The organism is Antarctobacter heliothermus (assembly GCF_900188425.1).
Lineage (GTDB): Bacteria > Pseudomonadota > Alphaproteobacteria > Rhodobacterales > Rhodobacteraceae > Antarctobacter > Antarctobacter heliothermus.
In genome coordinates, this window is sequence record NZ_FZON01000058.1 from 1 (window position 1) to 20,832 (window position 20,832).

Annotated in this window: 16 protein-coding genes and 2 pseudogenes; 12 read left to right on the top strand and 6 right to left on the bottom strand. The window is 55.9% G+C overall.

The window, feature by feature from the left end:
* Positions 1-232: transposase (locus CHB90_RS21145; RefSeq protein ID WP_245823326.1), on the bottom strand; the 232-nt coding region annotated here is incomplete at its 3' end.
* Positions 233-315: 83 nt separating this feature from the next.
* On the opposite strand from CHB90_RS21145, the pseudogene CHB90_RS21150 reads away from it, so the two are divergent.
* Positions 316-723: pseudogene (locus tag CHB90_RS21150) on the top strand (restriction endonuclease); the annotation flags it as partial.
* A 48-nt stretch (positions 724-771) separates the two neighbouring features.
* Here CHB90_RS21150 and CHB90_RS21155 read toward each other — a convergent pair.
* The 5 genes from CHB90_RS21155 to CHB90_RS21175 form a co-directional block, all read right to left on the bottom strand.
* Positions 772-1,161: a hypothetical protein gene (locus CHB90_RS21155; RefSeq protein WP_074784655.1), complete on the bottom strand. Its 390-nt coding sequence runs from the start codon at positions 1,159-1,161 to the stop codon at positions 772-774.
* Positions 1,158-1,421 carry a DUF6429 family protein gene (locus tag CHB90_RS21160; protein ID WP_200812569.1) on the bottom strand — a complete coding sequence of 88 codons (264 nt, stop codon included), beginning with the start codon at positions 1,419-1,421 and terminating at the stop codon, positions 1,158-1,160. Before CHB90_RS21160 ends, CHB90_RS21155 begins: the two co-directional genes overlap by 4 nt.
* Before the next feature lie 461 nt (positions 1,422-1,882).
* On the bottom strand, positions 1,883-2,200 hold the full coding sequence (locus tag CHB90_RS21165; protein WP_089279811.1) for a type II toxin-antitoxin system RelE/ParE family toxin: 318 nt from the start codon (positions 2,198-2,200) through the stop codon (positions 1,883-1,885).
* Positions 2,201-2,204: 4 nt separating this feature from the next.
* On the bottom strand, positions 2,205-2,459 hold the full coding sequence (locus CHB90_RS21170; protein ID WP_089279812.1) for a ribbon-helix-helix domain-containing protein: 255 nt from the start codon (positions 2,457-2,459) through the stop codon (positions 2,205-2,207).
* Between the two features lie 99 nt (positions 2,460-2,558).
* Positions 2,559-2,864: an XRE family transcriptional regulator gene (locus tag CHB90_RS21175; protein WP_170941143.1), complete on the bottom strand. Its 306-nt coding sequence runs from the start codon at positions 2,862-2,864 to the stop codon at positions 2,559-2,561.
* A 118-nt stretch (positions 2,865-2,982) separates the two neighbouring features.
* On the opposite strand from CHB90_RS21175, the gene CHB90_RS26645 reads away from it, so the two are divergent.
* The 11 genes and pseudogenes from CHB90_RS26645 to CHB90_RS21225 all read left to right on the top strand — a co-directional run bounded on the left by CHB90_RS26645 (position 2,983) and on the right by CHB90_RS21225 (position 20,754).
* Positions 2,983-3,147, top strand: coding sequence for a hypothetical protein (locus tag CHB90_RS26645; protein WP_170941140.1), 165 nt, complete (start codon positions 2,983-2,985; stop codon positions 3,145-3,147).
* Positions 3,144-4,409: pseudogene (locus CHB90_RS21180) on the top strand (recombinase family protein); the annotation flags it as partial. The gene CHB90_RS26645 and the pseudogene CHB90_RS21180, both read left to right, overlap by 4 nt.
* A complete protein-coding gene (locus CHB90_RS21185; protein WP_245823328.1) occupies positions 4,372-4,860 on the top strand; it encodes a plasmid partitioning protein RepB C-terminal domain-containing protein in 489 nt (162 codons plus the stop codon). The pseudogene CHB90_RS21180 and the gene CHB90_RS21185, both read left to right, overlap by 38 nt.
* Before the next feature lie 375 nt (positions 4,861-5,235).
* Positions 5,236-6,096: a BrxR family helix-turn-helix transcriptional regulator gene (locus CHB90_RS21190; RefSeq protein ID WP_089279814.1), complete on the top strand. Its 861-nt coding sequence runs from the start codon at positions 5,236-5,238 to the stop codon at positions 6,094-6,096.
* On the top strand, positions 6,089-6,889 hold the full coding sequence (locus tag CHB90_RS21195; protein ID WP_170941141.1) for a hypothetical protein: 801 nt from the start codon (positions 6,089-6,091) through the stop codon (positions 6,887-6,889). The genes CHB90_RS21190 and CHB90_RS21195 overlap by 8 nt, the downstream gene beginning before the upstream one ends.
* On the top strand, positions 6,886-7,437 hold the full coding sequence (locus CHB90_RS21200; RefSeq protein ID WP_089279816.1) for a BREX protein BrxB domain-containing protein: 552 nt from the start codon (positions 6,886-6,888) through the stop codon (positions 7,435-7,437). Before CHB90_RS21195 ends, CHB90_RS21200 begins: the two co-directional genes overlap by 4 nt.
* Before the next feature lie 14 nt (positions 7,438-7,451).
* A complete protein-coding gene (gene brxC, locus CHB90_RS21205) occupies positions 7,452-10,895 on the top strand; it encodes a BREX system P-loop protein BrxC (RefSeq protein ID WP_089279817.1) in 3,444 nt (1,147 codons plus the stop codon).
* Positions 10,896-10,904: 9 nt separating this feature from the next.
* Positions 10,905-14,357 (top strand): Eco57I restriction-modification methylase domain-containing protein, encoded by a 3,453-nt coding sequence (locus CHB90_RS21210; protein ID WP_089279818.1) that lies wholly within the window; start codon positions 10,905-10,907, stop codon positions 14,355-14,357.
* Positions 14,354-16,699: a BREX-1 system phosphatase PglZ type B gene (gene pglZ / locus CHB90_RS21215; RefSeq protein ID WP_089279819.1), complete on the top strand. Its 2,346-nt coding sequence runs from the start codon at positions 14,354-14,356 to the stop codon at positions 16,697-16,699. Before CHB90_RS21210 ends, pglZ begins: the two co-directional genes overlap by 4 nt.
* A complete protein-coding gene (gene brxL / locus CHB90_RS21220; protein WP_089279820.1) occupies positions 16,696-18,747 on the top strand; it encodes a protease Lon-related BREX system protein BrxL in 2,052 nt (683 codons plus the stop codon). Before pglZ ends, brxL begins: the two co-directional genes overlap by 4 nt.
* A 54-nt stretch (positions 18,748-18,801) precedes the next feature.
* Positions 18,802-20,754 carry a GmrSD restriction endonuclease domain-containing protein gene (locus CHB90_RS21225; RefSeq protein ID WP_089279821.1) on the top strand — a complete coding sequence of 651 codons (1,953 nt, stop codon included), beginning with the start codon at positions 18,802-18,804 and terminating at the stop codon, positions 20,752-20,754.
* Positions 20,755-20,832 lie beyond the last annotated feature (78 nt).

Below are 20,832 nucleotides of genomic sequence, written 5' to 3' on the forward strand. Positions count from 1 at the left end.
CGGAGATCTGCACCGGCAGAAAAACACTGCCGCCTTTCTGCACATCAGGCGTTTCACCCGTGGCAGGGGAAAAGCGAGGGTCCTTCAACCATTTGAAAATCAGGTTGGCGTTCATTGAATAGCGACGTGCAACCTGCGCGACAGACACGCCCGGTGCCAAAGCCTGCGCACAGATCAACCGCTTCTCTTCGTCAGCCCAGAACCGCTTCTTCTGACCCTTTTTGCCCGCCATGGAGTGCCTCAAGATGTCCACTATCGATGGTGGACACTATCAGCCGAGGGTTCCGCTCGTCAGAGCGGCGACAGCGGACGGATACGACCAAGCCATGCTTCCCCTCAACCAAGTCTCACATCAGCCATCTGGTCGGGGATTCATCCTGGGAGGGCCATGCGGCCAATGTCTTTGAGACCCGGGATGACGTGGAAGCCTATGCCAAAAACGATCATCTCGGCTTCCAAGTCTACTACATGTGGGCAGGCTCTCGGCGGCGATACGTCCCGGACTTCCTCGTTCGTCTGTCGGGTGGCAAGCTCCTGGCCCTCGAGATCAAGGGGACCGACAGCCCGCAGAATAAGGCCAAACGCGACGCACTGAACGAATGGGTCAAAGCGATCAACGCGGCCGGAGGCTTCGGACGCTGGGAGTGGGACGTGGCGTTCAAGCCGGGTGAAGTTCAGGACATCATCACGAGGCACGCTGCCGTTGCCGAGCCAGCAGAGTAGAGCGGACAAGACTTTCTGGGACACACGATCGGCCCAAGCGCATCCTGACTATACCGGCCGGTCGGGTTCTTCGTTTTCGCTGATCACCGCCAGCAGGGCATCATCCAGCTTCGGATCGTCCCATGTTCCGGAAATCGCCAGCCAGCGATCGAGGTGGCCACGAAACTGCGGATCGTCCCGGTTCATATGGAACGTGTAGAGCCGGTCGACGATCTGCCGCATCAGGTCGCGCATCGCGTCATTGTCGATGTGACTGACATCGGTCCACACCATCCGGCGGCCGTCTGCGTCGGTCACAAAGACATCGGAAAAGTCGCCAGTGCGGGTAACCGGGACAGTCCCGGCATGAAGATCCTCAATGCCGGTGTTGCGTACACAGATCATCGCCATCAACTTGGCCAGCCTGGCAGCGATGCGTTCCTCATCCGCTTCCTTCATGGATCAGTGCCTTGCGAGCCATCGCGCCGCTTCGCAAACACCGCAGCCAGAACCGCTTCGGCGCGTGCAAGCCCGTCCTCGGTCAGCATCAGGGACTTTGCCTTGCCGACAGGATCAGCGATCAACCCTTTGGCATGAAGCCGGTCAGTGACGGCCCAGTCGAGGCCCTTCCAAACGCGATTTCCGTCATGCAGTGACAGGCAGAGGATCGCCAGCGCGGCGTCGTCAAGCTTATCAGTATCGAGCTCCAGTTCCGGCATTTTTCAAACCCTCCCCAAGCAGCATGGAGGTTCGTGGAAAATTCCTCAATGGCACAAGGGGCTTGCGAGTGTATCGAGATGACAGGAAAGTTCGATTTCGGTCCGTTTAAGGACCCGCGACCGACGTCGAAGTGTTCAGGTTGAGCGAGATTTAACCCAAACAATTTCAACAGTTTACAGGCTTTACACCAAATCCGCGCAGTCGAGAGGTCCGGAGAATATCGGCCTGGAGAGAACGTCTTTGCCAATAATGGCACCAAGGCCAGTGCTCAGCCCAAGCCACATAACCCTTGAATATAACGGAAAAATTCGGCCGCTAACTGAGATGGAGAACAGTTTCTCTAGGGCAAGTGGCGGAGGGAATGACACATGCAACGAACTCTCTCTCGTGCCAGCGTCGGACCCCGAGGGACCCACGCGAAACCCTGCGCAAATCCGACGCTCATTGGAAAATCAGCCGATCAGCCGAAGCCGAAGTCATCCCGGAAGCGGTCGATCTGATGCATGCGCTCATGCAGGATGGTCACGATCCCGATGTCGCCGTTCGAGAGATGTCGCCAGTAGACGAAATGACGCTCGTATCGAAAGAAGAACCCTTCAACACCAAACTCGGCCGGGATGGGCTTTGATGCAACGCCGTGGTCCGCGATCTTGTCGAAGGCGGCAAACAGGCCGTTGATGTATTTCTCGGCCTGATCGTCGCCCCACCTGTCACGGGTGTAGCGGTAGATGCCATCAAGGCGGTGGGACGCCCCTTCCTGGATTTGAATGGCGGGCATCGGATCAGGCCCTGTTCCGCGCAATCACCTCGGCTGCGGTCAGCGGTTGATACGTCTCCTCCGGGGCTGCGAATGCGTGGGTCAGCTCGCCCTTCAGCCGGTTGAAGGCTTCTTGCTCCGCCCTCTCTTTGTCACGCCGGATCAGGTCGCGGATGTACTCGCTGACGTTCTCATAGGACCCGTCATCGCCTACGTTGGCCGACACGAAGTCACTCAATTCTCCACCAAGGCGGACGGTCATTGTAGTCGTTCGGGACATGGCGCAGCACCTCTCATCTCGCGTGTATTCAATATAACCAAAAACGCACACAAAACAAGAGTGAGCTTCGCCCTACGTCTGCCGATCATCGTTCGCCTCTCAATCGTCTGCCTCCTCGACAATGTGGCGGCCTGCAAGTGCAAGAACAACGTAGAGCACAGCATCTGAATGCCGCGCGAGGGCGATCAGATGATCACCGCTCGGCCCCCGCTCGCCCGCAAACCAGTATTTTACGGTGCGTTCACTGGCACCCGTCCAGCGCATGGCCAATTTAATCGCCCGATGTGTATCGTCCAATTCTTCGTGCAAAGCCATTGCAATGGCGGTTCGATAATCGGTTGGGTCTTCGACCAGGTGCACAAATGTGCCCATTTTCGGCACAAATGTGCCCATCTTCACGCGCATTTTCAAGTCCTTCTTCGTTAAACAACTGAAGAGCCATGAAAACGGCGGGTGCCGGTTTTGTCCGTGACGGGTCATTGGACCGCGTCTGACGAGCAAGCCTGACTTGAGGAGTTCAGCGATGGACTTGAATGCAAAGACTGACACGAAAGAGAGCGGAAAGAAGTTGCCCGTTTCAGGAAACGACTTTCCAAGCCCGCTGCTGCCAAATGCGGAAAATCGACCTCCGGTTTTGCGCCTTTCTCACAGCCCACCTGAGTCAGCTGAAAAGGAGAACCTGCTTTGAAAGACGGTCGAGACAACGGAACGGACAACGGCGGCGAGGAGGCGCAGGACATACCGGCCGTCGCCTATGTGCGGATGTCGACTGATCACCAGAAATATTCCACAGAGAACCAGCTCGATATCATTCGGGATTACGCCACCGCGAGGGGCCTGCAGATCCTGCGCGTGTTCGAGGACTCCGGTCGATCCGGGTTGCGGTTGGACGGTCGCGAGGCCCTGCAAAACCTGATGGCGGAGGTCCGGACCGGCAAGGCGGATTTCAAGGCCATTCTGGTCTATGACGTCAGCCGCTGGGGCCGATTTCAGGATGCTGATGAAGGGGCCTACCATGAGCATGTCTGCTCTCGTGCCGGGATCCGTGTCCACTATTGCGGCGAGCAGTTCGAAAACGACGGCAGCATCGGCTCCAACCTGCTGAAGACCGTCAAGCGGGTCATGGCAGGAGAATATAGCCGCGAGCTTTCCGTGAAGGTCTTCGCCGGGCAATGCCGCCTGGTGGAACTTGGATACCGCCAAGGCGGTGCGGCTGGATACGGCCTGCGCCGGGTGCTGATCGACGAACACGGCAACCCGAAGGGCGCGTTGTCCCGCGGCGAGCAGAAGAGCCTTCAGACCGACCGTGTGGTCCTTGTTCCGGGCCCTGAGCAGGAACAAGACGTCGTGCGCCGCATGTATCGGATGTTCGTGGAGGACGGCTGCTCGGAGCGTGAGATTGCGGAAACCGTGAATGCCGAGGGGCATCTGACGGATCTTGAGCGGCCCTGGTCCCGTGCATCGGTGCACCAGGTCCTGACCAACGAAAAATACATCGGCAACAACATCTACAACAAGGTGTCCTTCAAGCTGAAGCAGCGCCGGATTGTAAATCCCCGCGAGATGTGGATCCGGGCAGAGGGCGCGTACCCCGCCATCGTTGGCGAGGCGCTGTTCCTGCGTGCACGCGAAATCGTTGACGCGCGCAGCCAACATTTCACGGACGCCGAACTGCTCGAAGCCCTGCGCGCCGTGCTGAAACAGAAAGGCGTGCTTTCCGGACTGATCATCGATGAACAGGACGACCTGCCGTCGTCCAGCGCCTTTCGGAGCCGCTTCGGCAGCCTGCTGCGCGCCTATCAAATGATCGGCTACGAGCCGGAGTGCGACTACCGCTACGTTGAGATCAACCGGGCCTTGCGGCAGGCTCATCCCGGCATTGTGGCCCAGATCCTCTACAGGGTCGCGGAACGTGGAGGCCAGGCGGTTCAAGCTGCTCGACGGGATCTGTGAAGAGGCCGTCAGCATCCTGAAAGACAAACACTGCGCGACCGCCGTGTTCGAAATCCTGCGCAAGATGAAAGCCATGCGCCAGATCGAGGCGGCAGAGCTGATGATGAACGCAAACAATTACTCGCCAGCGTACATTTCCGCGATCCTTGCAGGAACGCCCCAGGCGCAGCTGGTGGACACGAAGAAACCCAAGAAGATGAGGGGCATCACCCCGGAGGCCATGGCCCGCATGGAGCGCGAGCTGGCCCGGCTGCAGGAAGGGATCACATCGATCCAGGCCTCCTACGGCCAGGACCATCTGCAGTTGACCGTGATCAAAGCGTATTTGGGAAAGCTGCTCGGGAACGCCCGGGTCGTGCGGTATCTGATGCAGCATCGGCCAGAGTTTTTGACAGAATTTCAAGCGATCACCGACATGGCCTCGACCCTGCCGCCTGAGGCGGAATAGCCAAAGCGGCCAGCACGGATGGGGACCCGGACCCGACAAGCGCGGGGACCGCAGGAGACGCCGGACAGTGGGCCGGATCGAGCGCGGCGGTGGGGATGGCGGCGAACCCGCTCGGAGCCCACTAGGTCGGCCGAGGTTTCGCCGACCGCGCGACCGCACATATGGTTGCGACATTTGCAGGCGTGCCGAGGGTTGGCGCGGATCGGCACGCCTGCTTGGTTTCTCGTTCAGTTCCGCCAAAACGGGTCCGGTCTTAGCAATCTCCCGTAATTACGCAGGATTTCGATTGAACACGAAATGACTCCCCGCTAGCGTGCAGCCAGCACAAAAAATAGGCGTGCATATTAATCAAACGCGCCGAGTCGGGAGTGCGAAATGGATAGTGAAAAATCGGAGCTTCGTTGGGGAGTCGAGCAGCGCCTCGAGTTCATCGAGTTCCGATTGTTTTGGGAGGGGCGAGTGAACCGCAGCGATTTGATGGAGCAGTTTGGGCTTTCGGTGAACCAGGCGTCCGCCGACCTAAACCGCTACATCGGCTTCGCGCCGGACAACATGGTGTATGACAAGAGCGCACGGACGTATGTCCGTGGCCCAGAGTATTCCGCCCACTTCCTGAAACCTGACGCCAGTCGCTACCTCGCACAGCTGCGGTCCTTGGCCGATGGCATCATGGACAGCGACGATACCTGGATCGCCGGACTGCCATCCTATGATGCTGCGCCGACGCCAACCAGGGGCGTGAACCCGATCACTTTGAGATCCGTCGTCGGTGCCATCCGCCGCTCGGAGGTCATTGAGGTGAAATATCAGTCCCTCTCGCGCCCCGAACCGAGCTGGCGGTGGATCGCGCCTCACGCGATCGGGTTCGATGGCTTTCGATGGCACACACGGGCGTTCTGCAAGACCGATGAGGTCTTCAAGGACTTCCTGCTTTCGCGCATCCTCCAAACGCGCGGCGTTGAAGACAGCGAAGTGGCGGATGCGGCCGACGCGGACTGGCAACAGCACGTCACGCTTGAGATTGGCCCCCACCCTGAACTCTCCGAGAACCAGAAAAAGGTGATCGCTCTGGATTATGGGATGCAGGGTGGAACGGCAAAGATCTCGGTTCGGCGTGCCTTAATTTACTACGCGCTCAAAAGGCTCGGGCTCGACACAGATCCTGCCGCGCGGCAACCAAAGGATCAGCAGATTATTCTCCTCAACCCTGGCGTGATCGGCCCTCGCAATGAATAACGGTTTAGACTTGCACAAAGAGAAGGCAAGCCTCAAGCGTTTGGGCTTTAGTGGCGAAACGGGTGGGGCACATGCATCACGCACAATCATGGTGGATGAACTCAGTAGACTATTTGACGCGGTTCAGGATCCTCTTGCTGAACGCGATAAATATCGCTTGGCAATTATTGAGGAAAATACGCTTGGAAAGAGATCTGCAAAAACGCGCACACTGACATTCCGGCACCTTGCCGACCTCTACGGACTCGATCCGGACCTACTGGTATTTCGTGGCTTGAGGTTTTTCTGGGACCGGGATCCGGACGGACAAGCGCTTCTAGCCCTTCAATGCGCATTCGTACGGGACGCACTTTTGAGATCATCTGCCCCCTTCATTTCTTCGAAGACAGAGGGCGTAACAGCGTCACGCGAGTCATTGGAAGCGCATATTGAAGCACTCTTTCCAAATCGATTCAGCGCGGCGACGCTCAAGTCAACAGCTCAAAACCTGAACTCATCTTGGACAAAAGCAGGGCACCTGTCCGGTCGTTCCGTGAAAATCCGCTGTAAGGCTAGTCCAACACCCGGAAACGCCGCGTATGCTGTCTTCTTAGGATACTTGGCAGGGCTCAGAGGGCTTTCGCTCTTAAGTAGCCCGTACGCAAAACTACTGGACTGCAGCGCGGACCGATCCCTCGACTTGGCACAACAAGCGGGTCAAAAAGGGTGGCTGAGCATCAACCACATTGGCGACGTGTTTGAAGTTTCATTTCCAAACCTACTGCCCCGAACCGACCGGGAGTGGTTGCAATGAGCCGAGTCAAACGCCTCGTGAAATCCTACGCTCAGTTCATCTCTATTCCCTGGAGAGATGACGCAGCTGCCGCTCAGCGAGTGGTCTTTTGCGTCTATCATGAGACAGAGGAGCGAGCACTTAGAACCAAAATAGATGAGTTTGAATTGGCTTCCAGACAAGCTGGACACGATTGGCACCTCCACGACCTGACAGACACATTCGCAGAGTGGCTGGCATCACAGCGATATGCGAAATCATACTTCGATAAACCAAGCCTTTTGGCGACAATATATCCAAGATACTTGGAGCATCTGGCCTCGGATTTTGAGCGCCGCATCTCTGAGGTGGAGTCGCCCCACAATTGTGTAATTGCTATTTCCGGCGTTGGCAGTTTGTTTGGGTTTCTCAAAGTCAAAGATGTGGTGGATCGCCTGGCCCCAATGGTTTCGGGCAGACTCGTGATATTCTTCCCAGGCAGTTACGAAGACAATAACTACCGGCTTCTCGACGGCTATGATGGCTGGAACTACCTGGCCGTTCCGATAACAGCTGACAAAATTTTCTGAGAAAGAGACCTCGAATGCAACTTCGCTCGCTCTACCGGCAAGACCCAACCGCCCGCAAACTCGTCAACGAAGGCGTCGCAAACGTGAATGATGGCACGTCGTCGCCTGCGAGGGACGTCCTGCGGTATGAGCTCGAGACTTTTGTATGTGACGGACAGTATGGCTCCGGCATGGCGCATATCCTTGATACCTATCTGAAGAATATTGACCAGGCACAACAGCCTGGTGTTTGGGTCAGCGGCTTTTACGGGTCCGGTAAATCCCACATGGTAAAAATGCTCCGCGCGCTTTGGTTAGACACCACTTTTGATGACAGTGCGACAGCGCGAGGTATAGCAGACCTGCCCCAAGAGGTTCGCGATCACCTCAAGGAATTGACGGTTCAATCTCGTCGTTTTGGTGGCCTTCACGCAGCCTCGGGAACACTCGGCGCTGGCGCCAGCGGTAGCGTTCGCCTAGCCTTGCTTGGAATTGTGTTTAGGTCGGTTGGGTTGCCGGAACAATATCCTCTTGCTCGGTTCGTGATGTGGTTGAGGAAGGAAGGAATAGAGGAACAGGTTCGCGCTCACATAGAAGCAAGTAGCTATGACTGGGATGAAGAACTGGCCAATTTCTACGTGGCGGAAGGTCTCCATGCGGCCCTAATCGAAGCAAAACCCCAGCTTTTTGCCTCATCCAATTCTATGGTGGATGCTCTCCAAAACACCTATCCGAATGTTCAGGACGTATCCAATCAGGAGATGATTTCCGCTATACGGGCAGCTATTTCACGGGAAAACAAACTCCCCCTTACCTTAGTCGTACTAGACGAAGTGCAGCAGTTTATTGGCACCAGTGGCGATCGAGCGATGGATGTTCAAGAAATGGTCGAAGCGGTCGTAAAAGACGAAAGCCTTGGCGGGAAGCTCACTTTTGTCGGAACCGGTCAGACGGCGGTCACTGGCACGCCTACCCTTGCAAGGCTTCAGGGCCGCTTTACGATCCGCATCGAACTTTCAGATGCGGACGTAGATGCAGTGGTGAGGCAAGTTATCCTCGCTAAAAACGCCGATTCCAAACCAGGCATTGAAGCCATGATGCAGGAAAATATTGGTGAGATCTCACGGCATTTGAGTGGAACTAATATTGGCCACCGGCAAGATGACGTTGCTTTCTTTACGCAGGACTATCCGGTTCTTCCGGTTCGTCGGCGCTTCTGGGAAGCCGCCAATCGAGTTCTCGATGCGTCGGGTACTGATAGTCAGCTTCGCAACCAACTTAGCCTTATTCATAAGGCGGCAAGAGAAAGTGCTGATCAAAAGATTGGGTTCGCGGTCCCGGCAGATTTCCTCTTTTTTGACGGCGCAGATAAACTTTTGCAGGCCAGAATCCTGCCGCGAAAGCTGCATGAAAAGACGATGTCTTGGATACACGGCAGTGACGATCAGAAATTAACTTCTCGCGCTTGCGGTATCGTCTTTCTGATCAACAAGATCGGGAGCAGTAATTCTGAAATTGGGATCAAAGCGACGATTGATACAATCGCAGATCTGCTAGTCGACGATCTTCCAACGGGCTCATCTGGGCTTCGAAGCAAGCTGCCCAAGCTTCTCGACGCATGCGATCTCATCATGCGAGTTGGCGATGAGTATCGAATTCAGACAGAAGAAAGCTCGGCTTGGAACGACGAATTCCTTAGTCAGAAAGGCACGCTAGCAAACCAATCGCATCGTATCGAAGCAGAACGAGATGACCTCATCCGGAAGAAATTTGGTGCTCTCGTTGGGCGTGTGTCGCTGCTTCATGGCAACTCAAAAGTGACACGGGATGTGAGTGCGATTTTCGATCCCACGCTTCCGGCTGATGCGATCAAGCGAATCTACGTATGGATACGTGACGGCTGGGCAACTGACGACAATTCCGTTCGTGCAGACGCTCGTCAGGCTGGCAATCAATCCCCCACGGTATTTGTCTTTATCCCACGACGCTCTGCAGATGATCTGCGAAACAATATTCTTGAGTTCAAGGCGGCTAGTGCAACTCTTGATAAGCGTGGCGCTCCAGACACCCCTGAAGGCAAGGAAGCGCGCGGGGCGATGGAGACCATACGCCTGGTTGCCGAAGCGAAAATCAACGAATTGATCTTAGAGGCCATGTCCGGCGCTCGCGTATTCCAAGGAGGGGGTAACGAGCTGACCGGGAGTGGGTTGCAGGCTACAGTTACTGAAGGGGCTGAGAACTCGCTTACGAGGCTCTACCCCCAGTTTGCGGTCGCGGACAATACTGGCTGGTCCAAAGTGTATGATATTGCCCACAAGGGAGCGCCGGACGCCCTAAAAGCAGTCGGTCATGAAGGGGAGCCTGAAAAGAACGTTGTCTGCAAAGCCGTCCTATCGTTCATCGCCGGAGGGAAAAAGGGAACGGACATCCGGGATCATTTTGAGGGTCCGCCGTTTGGCTGGTCGCGCGATGCAGTCGATGGCGCACTGCTAGCACTTCTTGTGTCCGGATTGATCAGAGCAGAGGACGAACAGCACCGCGCTTGTGATGCGAAGAGGTTGGAACGCAAATCGATTGGTAAGGCGACATTCATTGTCGAGGCTACGACCATCTCAACTCCACAGCGCATTCAGATTCGAAAGGTTCTTCAGAAGGTCGGAATTGCCGCGAAACAAGGTGAGGAGCTTTCGCCGATTCCGCAGTTTGTTCAAAGTATCACGGATCTCGCCAAACGTGCGGGGGGCGAGGCTCCAAAGCCTAAGACCCCCGGCCTGTCATTGGTCGATGATATTAGACGAGCCTCTGGCAACGAACAGCTCTTGTCCATCTACAACAGCAGGGACGAACTCACATTCTCTATTGATGCCTGGACCCTACAGGCAAAAGAAATCGACGCTCGCTGGCCGAGCTGGGAAACCCTGCGACGCCTTGCGGAAAGGGCGAACGGCCTGACTGACGCTGAAGTGTTGCGGACGCAGGTCCAAGCAATCGAGGATCAGCGTCAACTACTAGCCGATCCTGATCCAATGAAGCCGCTGGTCGCGAGTTTCACGCAGATGCTTCGTGACGAACTTAATCGTCTCGTGGAGGCTTACAAACAGCAGCATGAGGCCGGAATGGCCAAGCTAAAGGCTGACGATAGCTGGCAGAAGCTTCAGCCTGATCAACGCAACCGCCTTCTGGCCGAACAGAAACTGACCAACAGTGACATGCCGGAAGTGAAGGTTGGCAGCGCTCCGGAGGTCCTTCAGACGCTGCAGACTTTGACATTGTCCGCGTTTGAAGACCGCGTGAAGTCGCTCTCATCCCGCTTCAATGAGGTTCAGACCCAAGCGGCTGAGATGATGGAGCCAACGGCCAAGACCATCCACCTGCCCAGCCGCACGCTAAAATCCGAGGCGGACCTCGAGGCCTGGCTCGACGAAGCCCGCGAAGACCTTGCCGCAGCCCTTGCTCAGGGCCCCGTGATTATTCGATAGGACGCCTGAATGCAGCCGCTTGAAAAGACCCTGCGAAACCAGCTGGAGCGCACTGTAAAAGCGGCGCGGACAGTGGCAGAAGATGCTGCCGAGGCTGCGCTGCAGCAGTTGGGCGTGGGCGAAGCAACCGCTTTCCCGCACCTCTCGGAAGACGAACGCGACCTTCGGCGGCGCTTGCGCATTCACGGGCGTCAGCTGGGCGACAGACGCCATACCGAACGCGAAACGCAGGAGCTCGACCGGCTGATCGAAGAAGTCGGCTATGAGCATTGGCACCGCATGCTCTTCGCCCGCTTTTTGGCCGAGAACAACTTGCTCATGTACCCGGACCCCAGCGGGCCGGTCGCCGTCTCTCTCGAGGAATGCGAAGACCTTGCCGCCGATGAAGGTGCGGCCAACGGATGGGAACTGGCGGCTCAATACGCGGCCAGGATGCTGCCGCAGATCTTCCGGCTGGACTCCCCCGTGTTCCAATTGTCCCTGCCGCCGGAATACCAACAGCGGTTGGAAAAGCATGTCGAAAGCCTACCGACCGAAGTCTTCACGGCGTCGGACTCGCTCGGCTGGGTCTACCAGTTCTGGCAAGCGGACAACAAAGAGCGGATCAACAAATCCGAGGTGAAGATCGGCGCGCGGGAACTGCCCGCCGTCACACAGTTGTTCACCGAACCCTATATGGTCAGCTTCCTGCTGGACAACGCGTTGGGGGCATGGTGGGCTGCCCGCCGGTTGACCGAGCAGGACCTGAAAACCGCGACCAGCGAAGACGAACTGCGGCGCAAGGCGTCTATCCCCGGTGTGCCGCTCGATTACCTACGCTTTGTGCAGGCCGATGACGGCACCTGGACCCCGGCGGCCGGAACCTTTGATGGGTGGCCGGAGCAACTGAAAGACCTCACCACGCTCGATCCTTGCTGTGGATCGGGGCACTTCCTTGTGTCGATCTTCCTGATGCTGGTGCCGATGCGGATGGAGCGCGATGGCCTGAGCGCACAGGACGCGGTGGATGCCGTGCTGCGCGAGAACATCCATGGGCTGGAGATTGATCAGCGTTGCGTGGAACTGGCGGCGTTTGCGCTTGCGCTGACGGCGTGGAAATATCCCAGCGCGGGCGGCTACCGTGCGCTGCCGGAATTGAACTTGGCCTGCTCTGGCCTGTCTGTCAGCGTGGGCAAGGAGGAATGGAAGCAGCTTGGCCTTGGCAAGCGCAACATGACCATCGCACTGGACTGGATGCATGACACGTTCCGCGACGCTCCGGTACTTGGAAGCCTTTTAAACCCAGCTAAGTCGGCGGCAAGCAAAATTGTTGAATGGGACGAGCTATCTGAAACACTGAATCAAGCGCTTCTTCAAGAAAGTTCAGCCGATCTTCAAGAGGCTACTGTTGTAGCTCAGGGCTTGGCAAAGGCTGCAATTTTATTGGCGGAAAAGTATACGTGGATTGTAACAAACGTTCCCTATTTGGCGAGAGGCAAGCAAGTAGAAAAACTCCGCGAGTTTAGCAATTTGTATTATCCGGCTGCAAAAAACGAACTTGCTACAGTGTTCTTGGAAAGATGCCTCCAGTATTGCTCTTTAGGAGGAACTTCCAGTGTCATATTGCCACAGAATTGGCTGTTTCTTAAGAGCTACGAAAAATATCGAGAAGATTTGCTAGGAAACTATTCTTGGAATTTCTTGGCGCGCTTGGGCGAAGGTGGTTTTGACTCAAGCGCAGCAGCTGGTGCATTTGTCGCCATGATTACCATCAGCCGACAGGATGCTGAGCTTCGACAAGCCTTTGAGAAAGATCCAACCCTCAATACCCATTCCCTGCGAGGTTTGGATATTTCTGAACCGAAGACAGCCGCAGGAAAAGCGGCCGGATTGCAAACATCCCAAATAAAAATCGTAAAGCAGGCGGAACAGCTTCAGAACCCGGATGCACGAATTTCACTCGAGCAATTGGAATTCACCGAGCTCCTTTCGAAGCGTTCTAGCAGTTTTCTGGGTCTTGGCACTGGAGGGTTTGAGCAATTTGGTCGAACCTATTGGGAATTCCCGCAAAAGCCTGAGACGTGGGCATGGCTACAATCTTCAGCCCAAAAGATTGCACATTTTGATGGGATGTCACTCGTTGTTTCTTGGGATCGCGAGACCGACAGAGTACGGGGTATGGACCAGCTATATAGAAAACAAATTCACAACCAAGACCAAAGCGGCGGGCAAGCGTGGGGAAAGCTTGGAGTTGGAATTGCGTTAATGAGAGGACTGCGCTCCTCGATTTTTATGGGAAATCAGTATGATAAATCAATGGCCGCAATCATCCCGAATAATAGTAGTGATCTAGTTGCGATCTATGCATTTTGTGCGTCTGAGGAGTTTCACGACGTCGTTCGCAAACTGGAGCAAAAAGTGATCGTCGCCAATGGCACCCTTGTGAAGGTTCCATTTGATTTGGAACATTGGGTCAGGATAGCCAATGAAAAATTTCCACGCGGTCTTCCGGAACCCTACTCAGACGATCCAACCCAATGGATTTTCTACGGTCACCCCTGCGGTTCGGTTGTCTGGGATGAAGATGCGAAATGGACCGCTGATGGACCACTCCGTACCGACGACACCGTACTCCACGTCGCGGTCGCCCGCCTCCTCGGATATCGCTGGCCCGCAGAGTTCGATTCGGAAATGGAACTGGCAGACGAGCAACGCGCATGGGTGGACCGCTGCGACGCCCTGCTGACCCACGCGGATGAAGACGGAATTGTCTGCATCCCACCAATTCGTGGCGAGGCCAAGGCCGAAGACCGCCTGCTGAACCTACTAGCCGCCGCCTATGGTGACGCCTGGACCACCAGCACTCTGCCTCAGCTGCTGGCAAACACCGACCACGCGGGCAAATCGCTCGACACCTGGTTGCGCGACAAGTTCTTCACGCAGCACTGCAAGCTGTTCCAGCACCGCCCCTTCATCTGGCACATCTGGGACGGCCTGAAAGACGGCTTTGCCGCGTTAGTCAATTATCACAAGCTGGATCGCAAGACGCTCGAGACGCTGATCTACACCTATCTCGGCGACTGGATGAAAACCCAACGCGACGACATCGCCCGTGGTGTTGACGGCGCGCAGGAAAAGCTGGCCGCCGCCGACGCGCTGAAGAAGAAGCTGGAGTTGATCCTGGAGGGGGAAGCTCCCCACGACATCTTCGTGCGTTGGAAGCCGCTGGAGGAGCAGCCCATCGGCTGGGACCCCGATCTGAACGATGGCGTGCGCCTGAACATCCGCCCCTTCATGACCGTCGGCGATGTGTCCAAACGAGATGCAGGTGTCCTGCGAGACAAGCCGAATGTGCATTGGAATAAGGATCGCGGGAAAGATGTCGCCTCCGCCCCCTGGTTCGATACGTTCAACGGCGAGCGCATCAACGATCACCATTTGAGCCTGGCCGAGAAGAAAGCCGCGCGGGAGGCCGCCAAGTGAAGGTGATCGACCGGCTGCAGAACGCTGTCCGTGGTGCGGCGGCTCATAATCCCGAGGTGCAGGTAAAACCCGCCTGCATCCTCTGGCCCGATCCGGACCGGCAGTGGGAAGCTGTTGTTCCGCAGCTTCAGGACGCATTGCCAGAAATGGTGGTGCTTGGCGATTACGCACCGGATCGGCGCACCGGTCCCGCCATCTGGTTACGCTGTGCCATTGCGGGAACGTTGGACGGCATCGACTTCCCGGTTGGCAGCGTCCCGATCCTATACCTGCCAGGTGTCGCGCGAACCGACCTGCGCGCCGTGAACGAGTGCCCCGACGCCCTCAAACCCCTCGCCGAACTGCAATATCGCGGCACGATCTGGTCACAGGTCAGCGCAAAAGACTGGACTGTCCTCGCGTTTCTAAAGTCTGCGCAGGGAGGCCTTGGCCTCGAAGTGACTGCGGACGGCGATACCCGCGCTGCCATGATCACCGCATTGAACGAAGTGCTCGAGCAGGAGGTTTCCGCACTTGAGGGCCAAAGGCTGGACCGGGATTTCTTCAACGGATTGTTGACCAGTGGGGATTTGACGCGCGATGTGCTGACTTGGATCGATCAAGGCGACGCCTACACCGACCGCATCGGTCCGGCCGCCTGGGGGGCGTTCAGCAACATCTGCGCATCCCAGCTCGGCCTCGACCCCAGGACCGCTGGGGTTCTGACGGGCGCTGAAAAACTTGCGAGCCGAGAAGGACAGTGGGGCACTGTCTGGGAGCGTTTTTGCGAAGCGCCGCAGCGATACCCGAACATACCCGATACGCTTCGCAAATGCCGAATGCCGTCCTTTGATTTATTGAGCGACATTTCGACAAAGGGCGCGTGGCCGCAATGGAACGATGCCGAAGAAGAGGCGCTGCGTCAAAAACTCCTGGCACTCGAGACGTTGACCGATGCGCAAGCGCGAACGGCCTTGATGGGACTGGAAAAAGCACACGCGGCGAGGCGAACTCTGGTTTGGGCTGAAATGGGGCACTCACCGCTTGCCAAGTCGCTCAAGCATCTTGCTGTTCTGGCTGCAATCACGAAGCAATCCCTGGCTGGCGGGACGCTGGATGACGTTGAAAGCAGCTACACCAAAGGAGGCTGGAAGGCAGACGATGCAGTACTGTCCGCTTTACAGGAGGCCAATACCGACGCCAACGCTGCGTCAGTGATTGCCGCGCTACGGTCGATCTACTTGCCTTGGGCAGAAGCGTCCGCACGTCATGTGCAGAAGCTGGTTGAAAGTGAGGGCTATCCTGGTGGCTCAATTGCGTCAAAACCCAAAACCAGCCGGATAGACTCCGAATGCATACTGTTCGTTGATGGGTTGCGGTTTGACCTAGGGAAACGGCTGTCAGCCAAGCTAGAAAGCGCCGGACTAGAGGTAATTGAAACCCCAGCTTGGTCGGCTTTGCCAAGCGTTACCTCGACAGCAAAACCAGCAGTGTCACCAGTGTTGCATGAGATCGAAGGACGCGACCAGAGCGAAGAATTCGATCCCTCAGTCGGTGCATCCGGTCAGTCCCTCAGGGGCGGTTATCATTTCAAAAAACTGATAACCGATGCGGGATATCAAATACTGACTCGAAGTGAAGTTGGCGATCCGTCTGGAACAGCCTGGACGGAATTGGGTGACATTGACCACGAAGGCCACGAACGCGGTTGGAAACTGGCTCGCCACCTCGACGTATTGATCGCGGAGGTGGAAAACCGCATCGTCCAACTCCTAGAAGGCGGGTGGACGAGCGTACGAATTGTCACCGACCACGGGTGGCTCATAATGCCAGGAGGGTTGCCCAAAACAGAACTACCAACTGCATTGTCAGTGAACAAATGGGGTCGTTGCGCAGCAATAAAGCCTGGAGCGAAGACAGATATCCCCCTGTTCCCATGGTTTTGGAACTCTTCCCATTACTTCGCCCTTGCCAATGGCATTGCCTGTTTCCGCTCGGGGCAGGAATACACTCACGGAGGATTGAGTCTCCAAGAATCCCTAACCCTTCATCTGCAAGTGAAGCCGTCATTGAGCGTCCTCGCGACACCCGTGGAAATTTCAGATGTCGTTTGGAAGGGACTGCGCTGCACAGCTGTGCTCGCTGTTCCCAATGAGACTCTAACGCTTGATATTCGCCAGCAGCCTGCCAACCCGAGCAGCACAGTCGTCGTAAAAACAAAGCCTTTTTCAGCTTCAGGGTCAGCATCCGTCGTAGTCGACAACGAAGACCTTGAAGGGACCGGGGCAACACTGGTCATTATCAACGAAAACGGTGCAACTGTCGGTCAAGTATCAATAGCCATTGGTGGAGTTGGAGCATGATCGAGCTTGATGACATTGACCGAAAGGCGGCAGCCAGCCTCGACGGATACCTCGTTCGAAAAGACTTGGTCCGAACCTTCAGCCGACAGTACCCGGTTCCGACATATGTGGTGGAGTTCTTACTAGGCAGATACTGCGCCAGCATTGATCCAGAAGAGATCGAAGAAGGCTTGGAAATTGTAGAGCGACAGTTGAAATCGCGAACGGTTCGTGCCGGTGAAGAAGAGCTTTTTAAGGCTCGGGCCCGTGAAGAAGGCAGCGTCAAAATAATTGATATCATCACAGCTAGGCTGGACGCTAAAACAGACTCCTACGTCGCATCACTGCCAAGCTTGAGACTGACAGACGTCCGGATCAATCCTGAGCAAATTCAGGAACATGAGCGAATGCTGACTGGAGGTTTCTACGCCGAGGTCACCCTAAATTATGATGCATCGATCGCACAGGAAAGTAAGGGACGTCCCTTCGGGATTGCGGCGTTACGGGAAATTCAGCTCTCCAAGCGTGACGTACTTGGCGACCTAGCGAAAGCGCGCCAGAGCTTTAGTACGGCAGAGTGGAAAGACTTCCTGCTGCGTTCAATTGGCTTGGAGCCTGGCGACCTCACGGTACGCCAAAGGGATGCTATAATGCTGCGAATGGTGCCATTCGTTGAGCGAAACTACAACATGGTCGAGCTTGGCCCAAGAGGCACCGGGAAAAGCCACCTATTTCAACAAATCTCACCATATGCCCACTTGATTTCAGGCGGAAAAGCCACTGTAGCCAAAATGTTCGTTAACAACTCCAATGGGCAACGTGGCCTTGTTTGCCAGTACGATGTTGTCTGTTTCGACGAAGTCTCAGGAGTATCGTTCGATCAGAAAGACGGCGTCAATATTATGAAAGGCTACATGGAATCAGGCGAATTTAGCAGAGGTAAAGAAAGCATTCGCGCGGACGGAAGCATCGTTCTAGTAGGGAATTTCGATGTCGATGTTGAGCATCAACAACGCATCGGTCACCTCTTTGGTCCGATGCCTCCAGAGATGCGAGACGACACAGCCTTCATGGATCGGATCCATGCTTTCTTGCCCGGTTGGGACGTGCCCAAAATTAGCAAGGAACTACTGACTTCACATTTTGGCCTAGTGAGCGACTTCCTCTCGGAATGTTGGAGCCAGCTACGTAACGAAAGTCGTGTTAGCTTGCTTCAGGGAAGAGTCTATTTTGGTGGAGCCTTATCGGGGCGCGACACAAATGCCGTAAACAAGACGGCAAGCGGTCTCCTTAAACTTCTTTATCCGACCACCGATAACGTGAGTGACGATGATATCGAGTGGGCTGTGCGGATTGCGCTTGAAGCGCGACGCCGTGTGAAAGAGCAGCAGAAGCGTGTGGGTGCAGCGGAATTCCGAAACACCCACTTCAGTTATACTATGGGCGACGACGGTGTGGAAAAATTCGTTTCAACACCTGAGCTACAGAATGACAATAGTATCGCAGGTGATCCCCTCGAACCTGGCCAAGTTTGGACAGTTGGGCCGGGAGGCGAAGGCGAACACCCAGGGTTATTCCGAATAGAAGTCAATGAAGGCCCAGGCTCTGGAGTGCGGATTCTCAACAAACCCGTCCCTGCAGCGTTCAAGGAGAGCATAGGTTATGCCGAACAAAACTTGTATGCGCGAGCGGCTCAGCTAGTTGGCGACAAGGATCCACGTCATCACGAGTTCTCAGTTCAACTTAGGGCCTTTGACGCAGCGAAGACTGGCTCGAAAACAGGCGTTGCGGCGCTAGTGGCTTTGTGCACCGCGCTATTGAAGAAAACCACGCGTGGCGGACTTGTAATTGTCGGTGAGGTCAATCTCGGCGGGTCGATCGAAACCCTTCACAACCCTGTGGAGATGGTGGAGATCGCGGTGGAAAAGGGGGCGACGGCAGTATTGATGCCGGTTGCATGCAGGCGTCAGCTGTTCGACTTGTCTGACGACATGGCAACCAAGGTTGATATTCAGTTTTATTCAGACGCCCGTGACGCACTTCTGAAGGCAATTTCTGACGTCCCGTGAACAAGGGCGCTTGCCGGGCGAGCGTATGAGCAACTGACTTAATGGAGAAGCGCCGTGAAAATTTCAACGATACTTGATCACATTGATAGCGGGCACATGGCGCTGCCAGAATTCCAACGCGGCTATGTATGGAACCGCGACCAGGTCCGAGGCCTCTTCGACTCAATGTACCGACGTCACCCCGTCGGCGGGCTGCTAGTCTGGGCAACCGAAGCGAAGACTGCGGCACATCGCGGCGACGGCCCTATCGCTGCAGGTATCGTCAAGTTGTTGCTGGATGGGCAGCAGCGGATGACGTCGCTCTATGGGGTTGTGAGGGGGCATCCGCCGAAATTCTTCGATGGCAATCCTCAAGCTTTCACTGGACTTCGTTTCCACCTCGGAACGGAAACCTTCGCCTTCTACCAGCCAATCAAGATGCAGGATGATCCTCTATGGATCGACGTTACCGCCTTGATGCAGGCTGGGACGGCTGGCCTTGGCAGTTTTGTTGCGCAGCTCTCTGCCGACCCTGAACAAGTCGCAAACGTTGGTGACTTCGTGGGCCGCCTGAGCAAGCTGCTTAGCATCACCGACATCGACTTGCACATTGAGGAAGTTACCGGAGCAGACAAGACGCTCGACATCGTCGTCGACATATTCAACCGCGTAAACAGCGGCGGCACCAAGCTTTCGAAGGGCGATCTCGCCCTTGCCAAGATCTGCGCCGAATGGCCCGACGCCCGCGACACCATGAAAGCGAAGATCAAGGACTGGTCAGACGCAGGATACCATTTCAACATCGACTGGTTGTTGCGGTCGGTGAACACCATTCTCACGGGTGAAGCGAAGTTCAGTTATCTCCACGACAAGGATGCGATCGACATTCAAGACGGCCTGAAACGATCCTCAAAACATATCGACACCTCGTTGAACTTGATAGCCGGACGCCTGGGCCTCGACCACGACCAAGTTTTCTTCGGCCGCTTCGGCGTCCCAGTGATGGTCCGATACATGGATAAGAAGAACGGCGGCCTAGACGCGAAGGAACGCGACAAACTGCTGTTTTGGTTCGCGCAAGCTGGGATGTGGGGCCGCTTCTCGGGCTCGACCGAAACGGTCATAGACCAGGATCTGGCCGCGCTCGAAGGACCTAATGGCGGCCTCGACGCGCTTATTGAACAGCTGCGCCTCTGGCACGGAGGGCTGAGAGTTGAACCGGGTCATTTCACCGGCTGGAGCCTTGGCGCTCGGTTCTACCCTGTCCTTTACATGCTCACGCGCATGGGCGAAGCCTCCGACTGGGGAACGGGTTTGCCTCTCAAGGCTAACATGCTGGGTAAAATGAGCCGCCTCGAAGTCCACCACATCTTCCCCAAGGCCCAACTCTACAAACGGGAATATCGTCGCCCTGAAGTGAATGCGCTGGCAAATTTCTGCTTCCTGACCAAAGACACCAACCTGAACATCAGTGATAGGCTACCTGAGGACTACTTTCCCGAGGTGGAGGCGAAACACCCCGGCGCACTGGCGTCACAATGGATCCCGATGGATCCAGCACTCTGGAAGATGGACCGCTTTCTCGACTTCCTGGAAGCACGAAAGACCCTGCTCGCGGCCGAAGCAAATAAGCGGTTCGAAGAACTTCTGCACGGCGATACGCAATGGCTAGCTGCAGGAACAACACCCTCCGCTACGACGACTTCAGGACCAATCGGCGGGATTACCAGTGAGGCCGAAGAGCAGGAGCTTGAAATCCTCAACAGCTGGGTGGAGGACCAAGGTCTGCCGCGCGGGCAAGTCGCATTCGATTACGCGGATCCTGAAACTGGAGCGCAAAAAGCAGTATTCGATCTGGCATGGCCCGACGGATTACAACCTGGTTTGACTGGACCCGTTGCAGTACTGTTGAACGAGACCGCAGAAGTTTTGGCGTTAGCAAGTTCGGCGGGCTTCCGATGCTTCACTGCCGCGTCTGATTTCCGCGCATACGTTAAATCCGAGATATTGAAGTCCGAGGCTGCGTAGAGAGGAATACATGGGAAGTTAGTTGCCAGTCCCAGAATTAGGTCTTTAGAGGGAGGGTCAGCCACTGCGCATCGTTCA

Excerpts from the sequence above, each read along its gene's own strand:
- CHB90_RS21190 (WP_089279814.1), top strand. The coding sequence starts at position 5,236 with ATGGATAGTGAAAAATCGGAGCTTCGTTGGGGAGTCGAGCAGCGCCTC.
- CHB90_RS21170 (WP_089279812.1), bottom strand. The coding sequence starts at position 2,459 with ATGTCCCGAACGACTACAATGACCGTCCGCCTTGGTGGAGAATTGAGT.
- brxL (WP_089279820.1), top strand. The coding sequence starts at position 16,696 with ATGATCGAGCTTGATGACATTGACCGAAAGGCGGCAGCCAGCCTCGAC.
- CHB90_RS21160 (WP_200812569.1), bottom strand. The coding sequence starts at position 1,421 with ATGCCGGAACTGGAGCTCGATACTGATAAGCTTGACGACGCCGCGCTG.
- CHB90_RS26645 (WP_170941140.1), top strand. The coding sequence starts at position 2,983 with ATGGACTTGAATGCAAAGACTGACACGAAAGAGAGCGGAAAGAAGTTG.
- CHB90_RS21195 (WP_170941141.1), top strand. The coding sequence starts at position 6,089 with ATGAATAACGGTTTAGACTTGCACAAAGAGAAGGCAAGCCTCAAGCGT.
- CHB90_RS21210 (WP_089279818.1), top strand. The coding sequence starts at position 10,905 with ATGCAGCCGCTTGAAAAGACCCTGCGAAACCAGCTGGAGCGCACTGTA.
- brxC (WP_089279817.1), top strand. The coding sequence starts at position 7,452 with ATGCAACTTCGCTCGCTCTACCGGCAAGACCCAACCGCCCGCAAACTC.
- CHB90_RS21155 (WP_074784655.1), bottom strand. The coding sequence starts at position 1,161 with ATGAAGGAAGCGGATGAGGAACGCATCGCTGCCAGGCTGGCCAAGTTG.
- CHB90_RS21165 (WP_089279811.1), bottom strand. The coding sequence starts at position 2,200 with ATGCCCGCCATTCAAATCCAGGAAGGGGCGTCCCACCGCCTTGATGGC.
- CHB90_RS21200 (WP_089279816.1), top strand. The coding sequence starts at position 6,886 with ATGAGCCGAGTCAAACGCCTCGTGAAATCCTACGCTCAGTTCATCTCT.
- CHB90_RS21175 (WP_170941143.1), bottom strand. The coding sequence starts at position 2,864 with ATGCGCGTGAAGATGGGCACATTTGTGCCGAAAATGGGCACATTTGTG.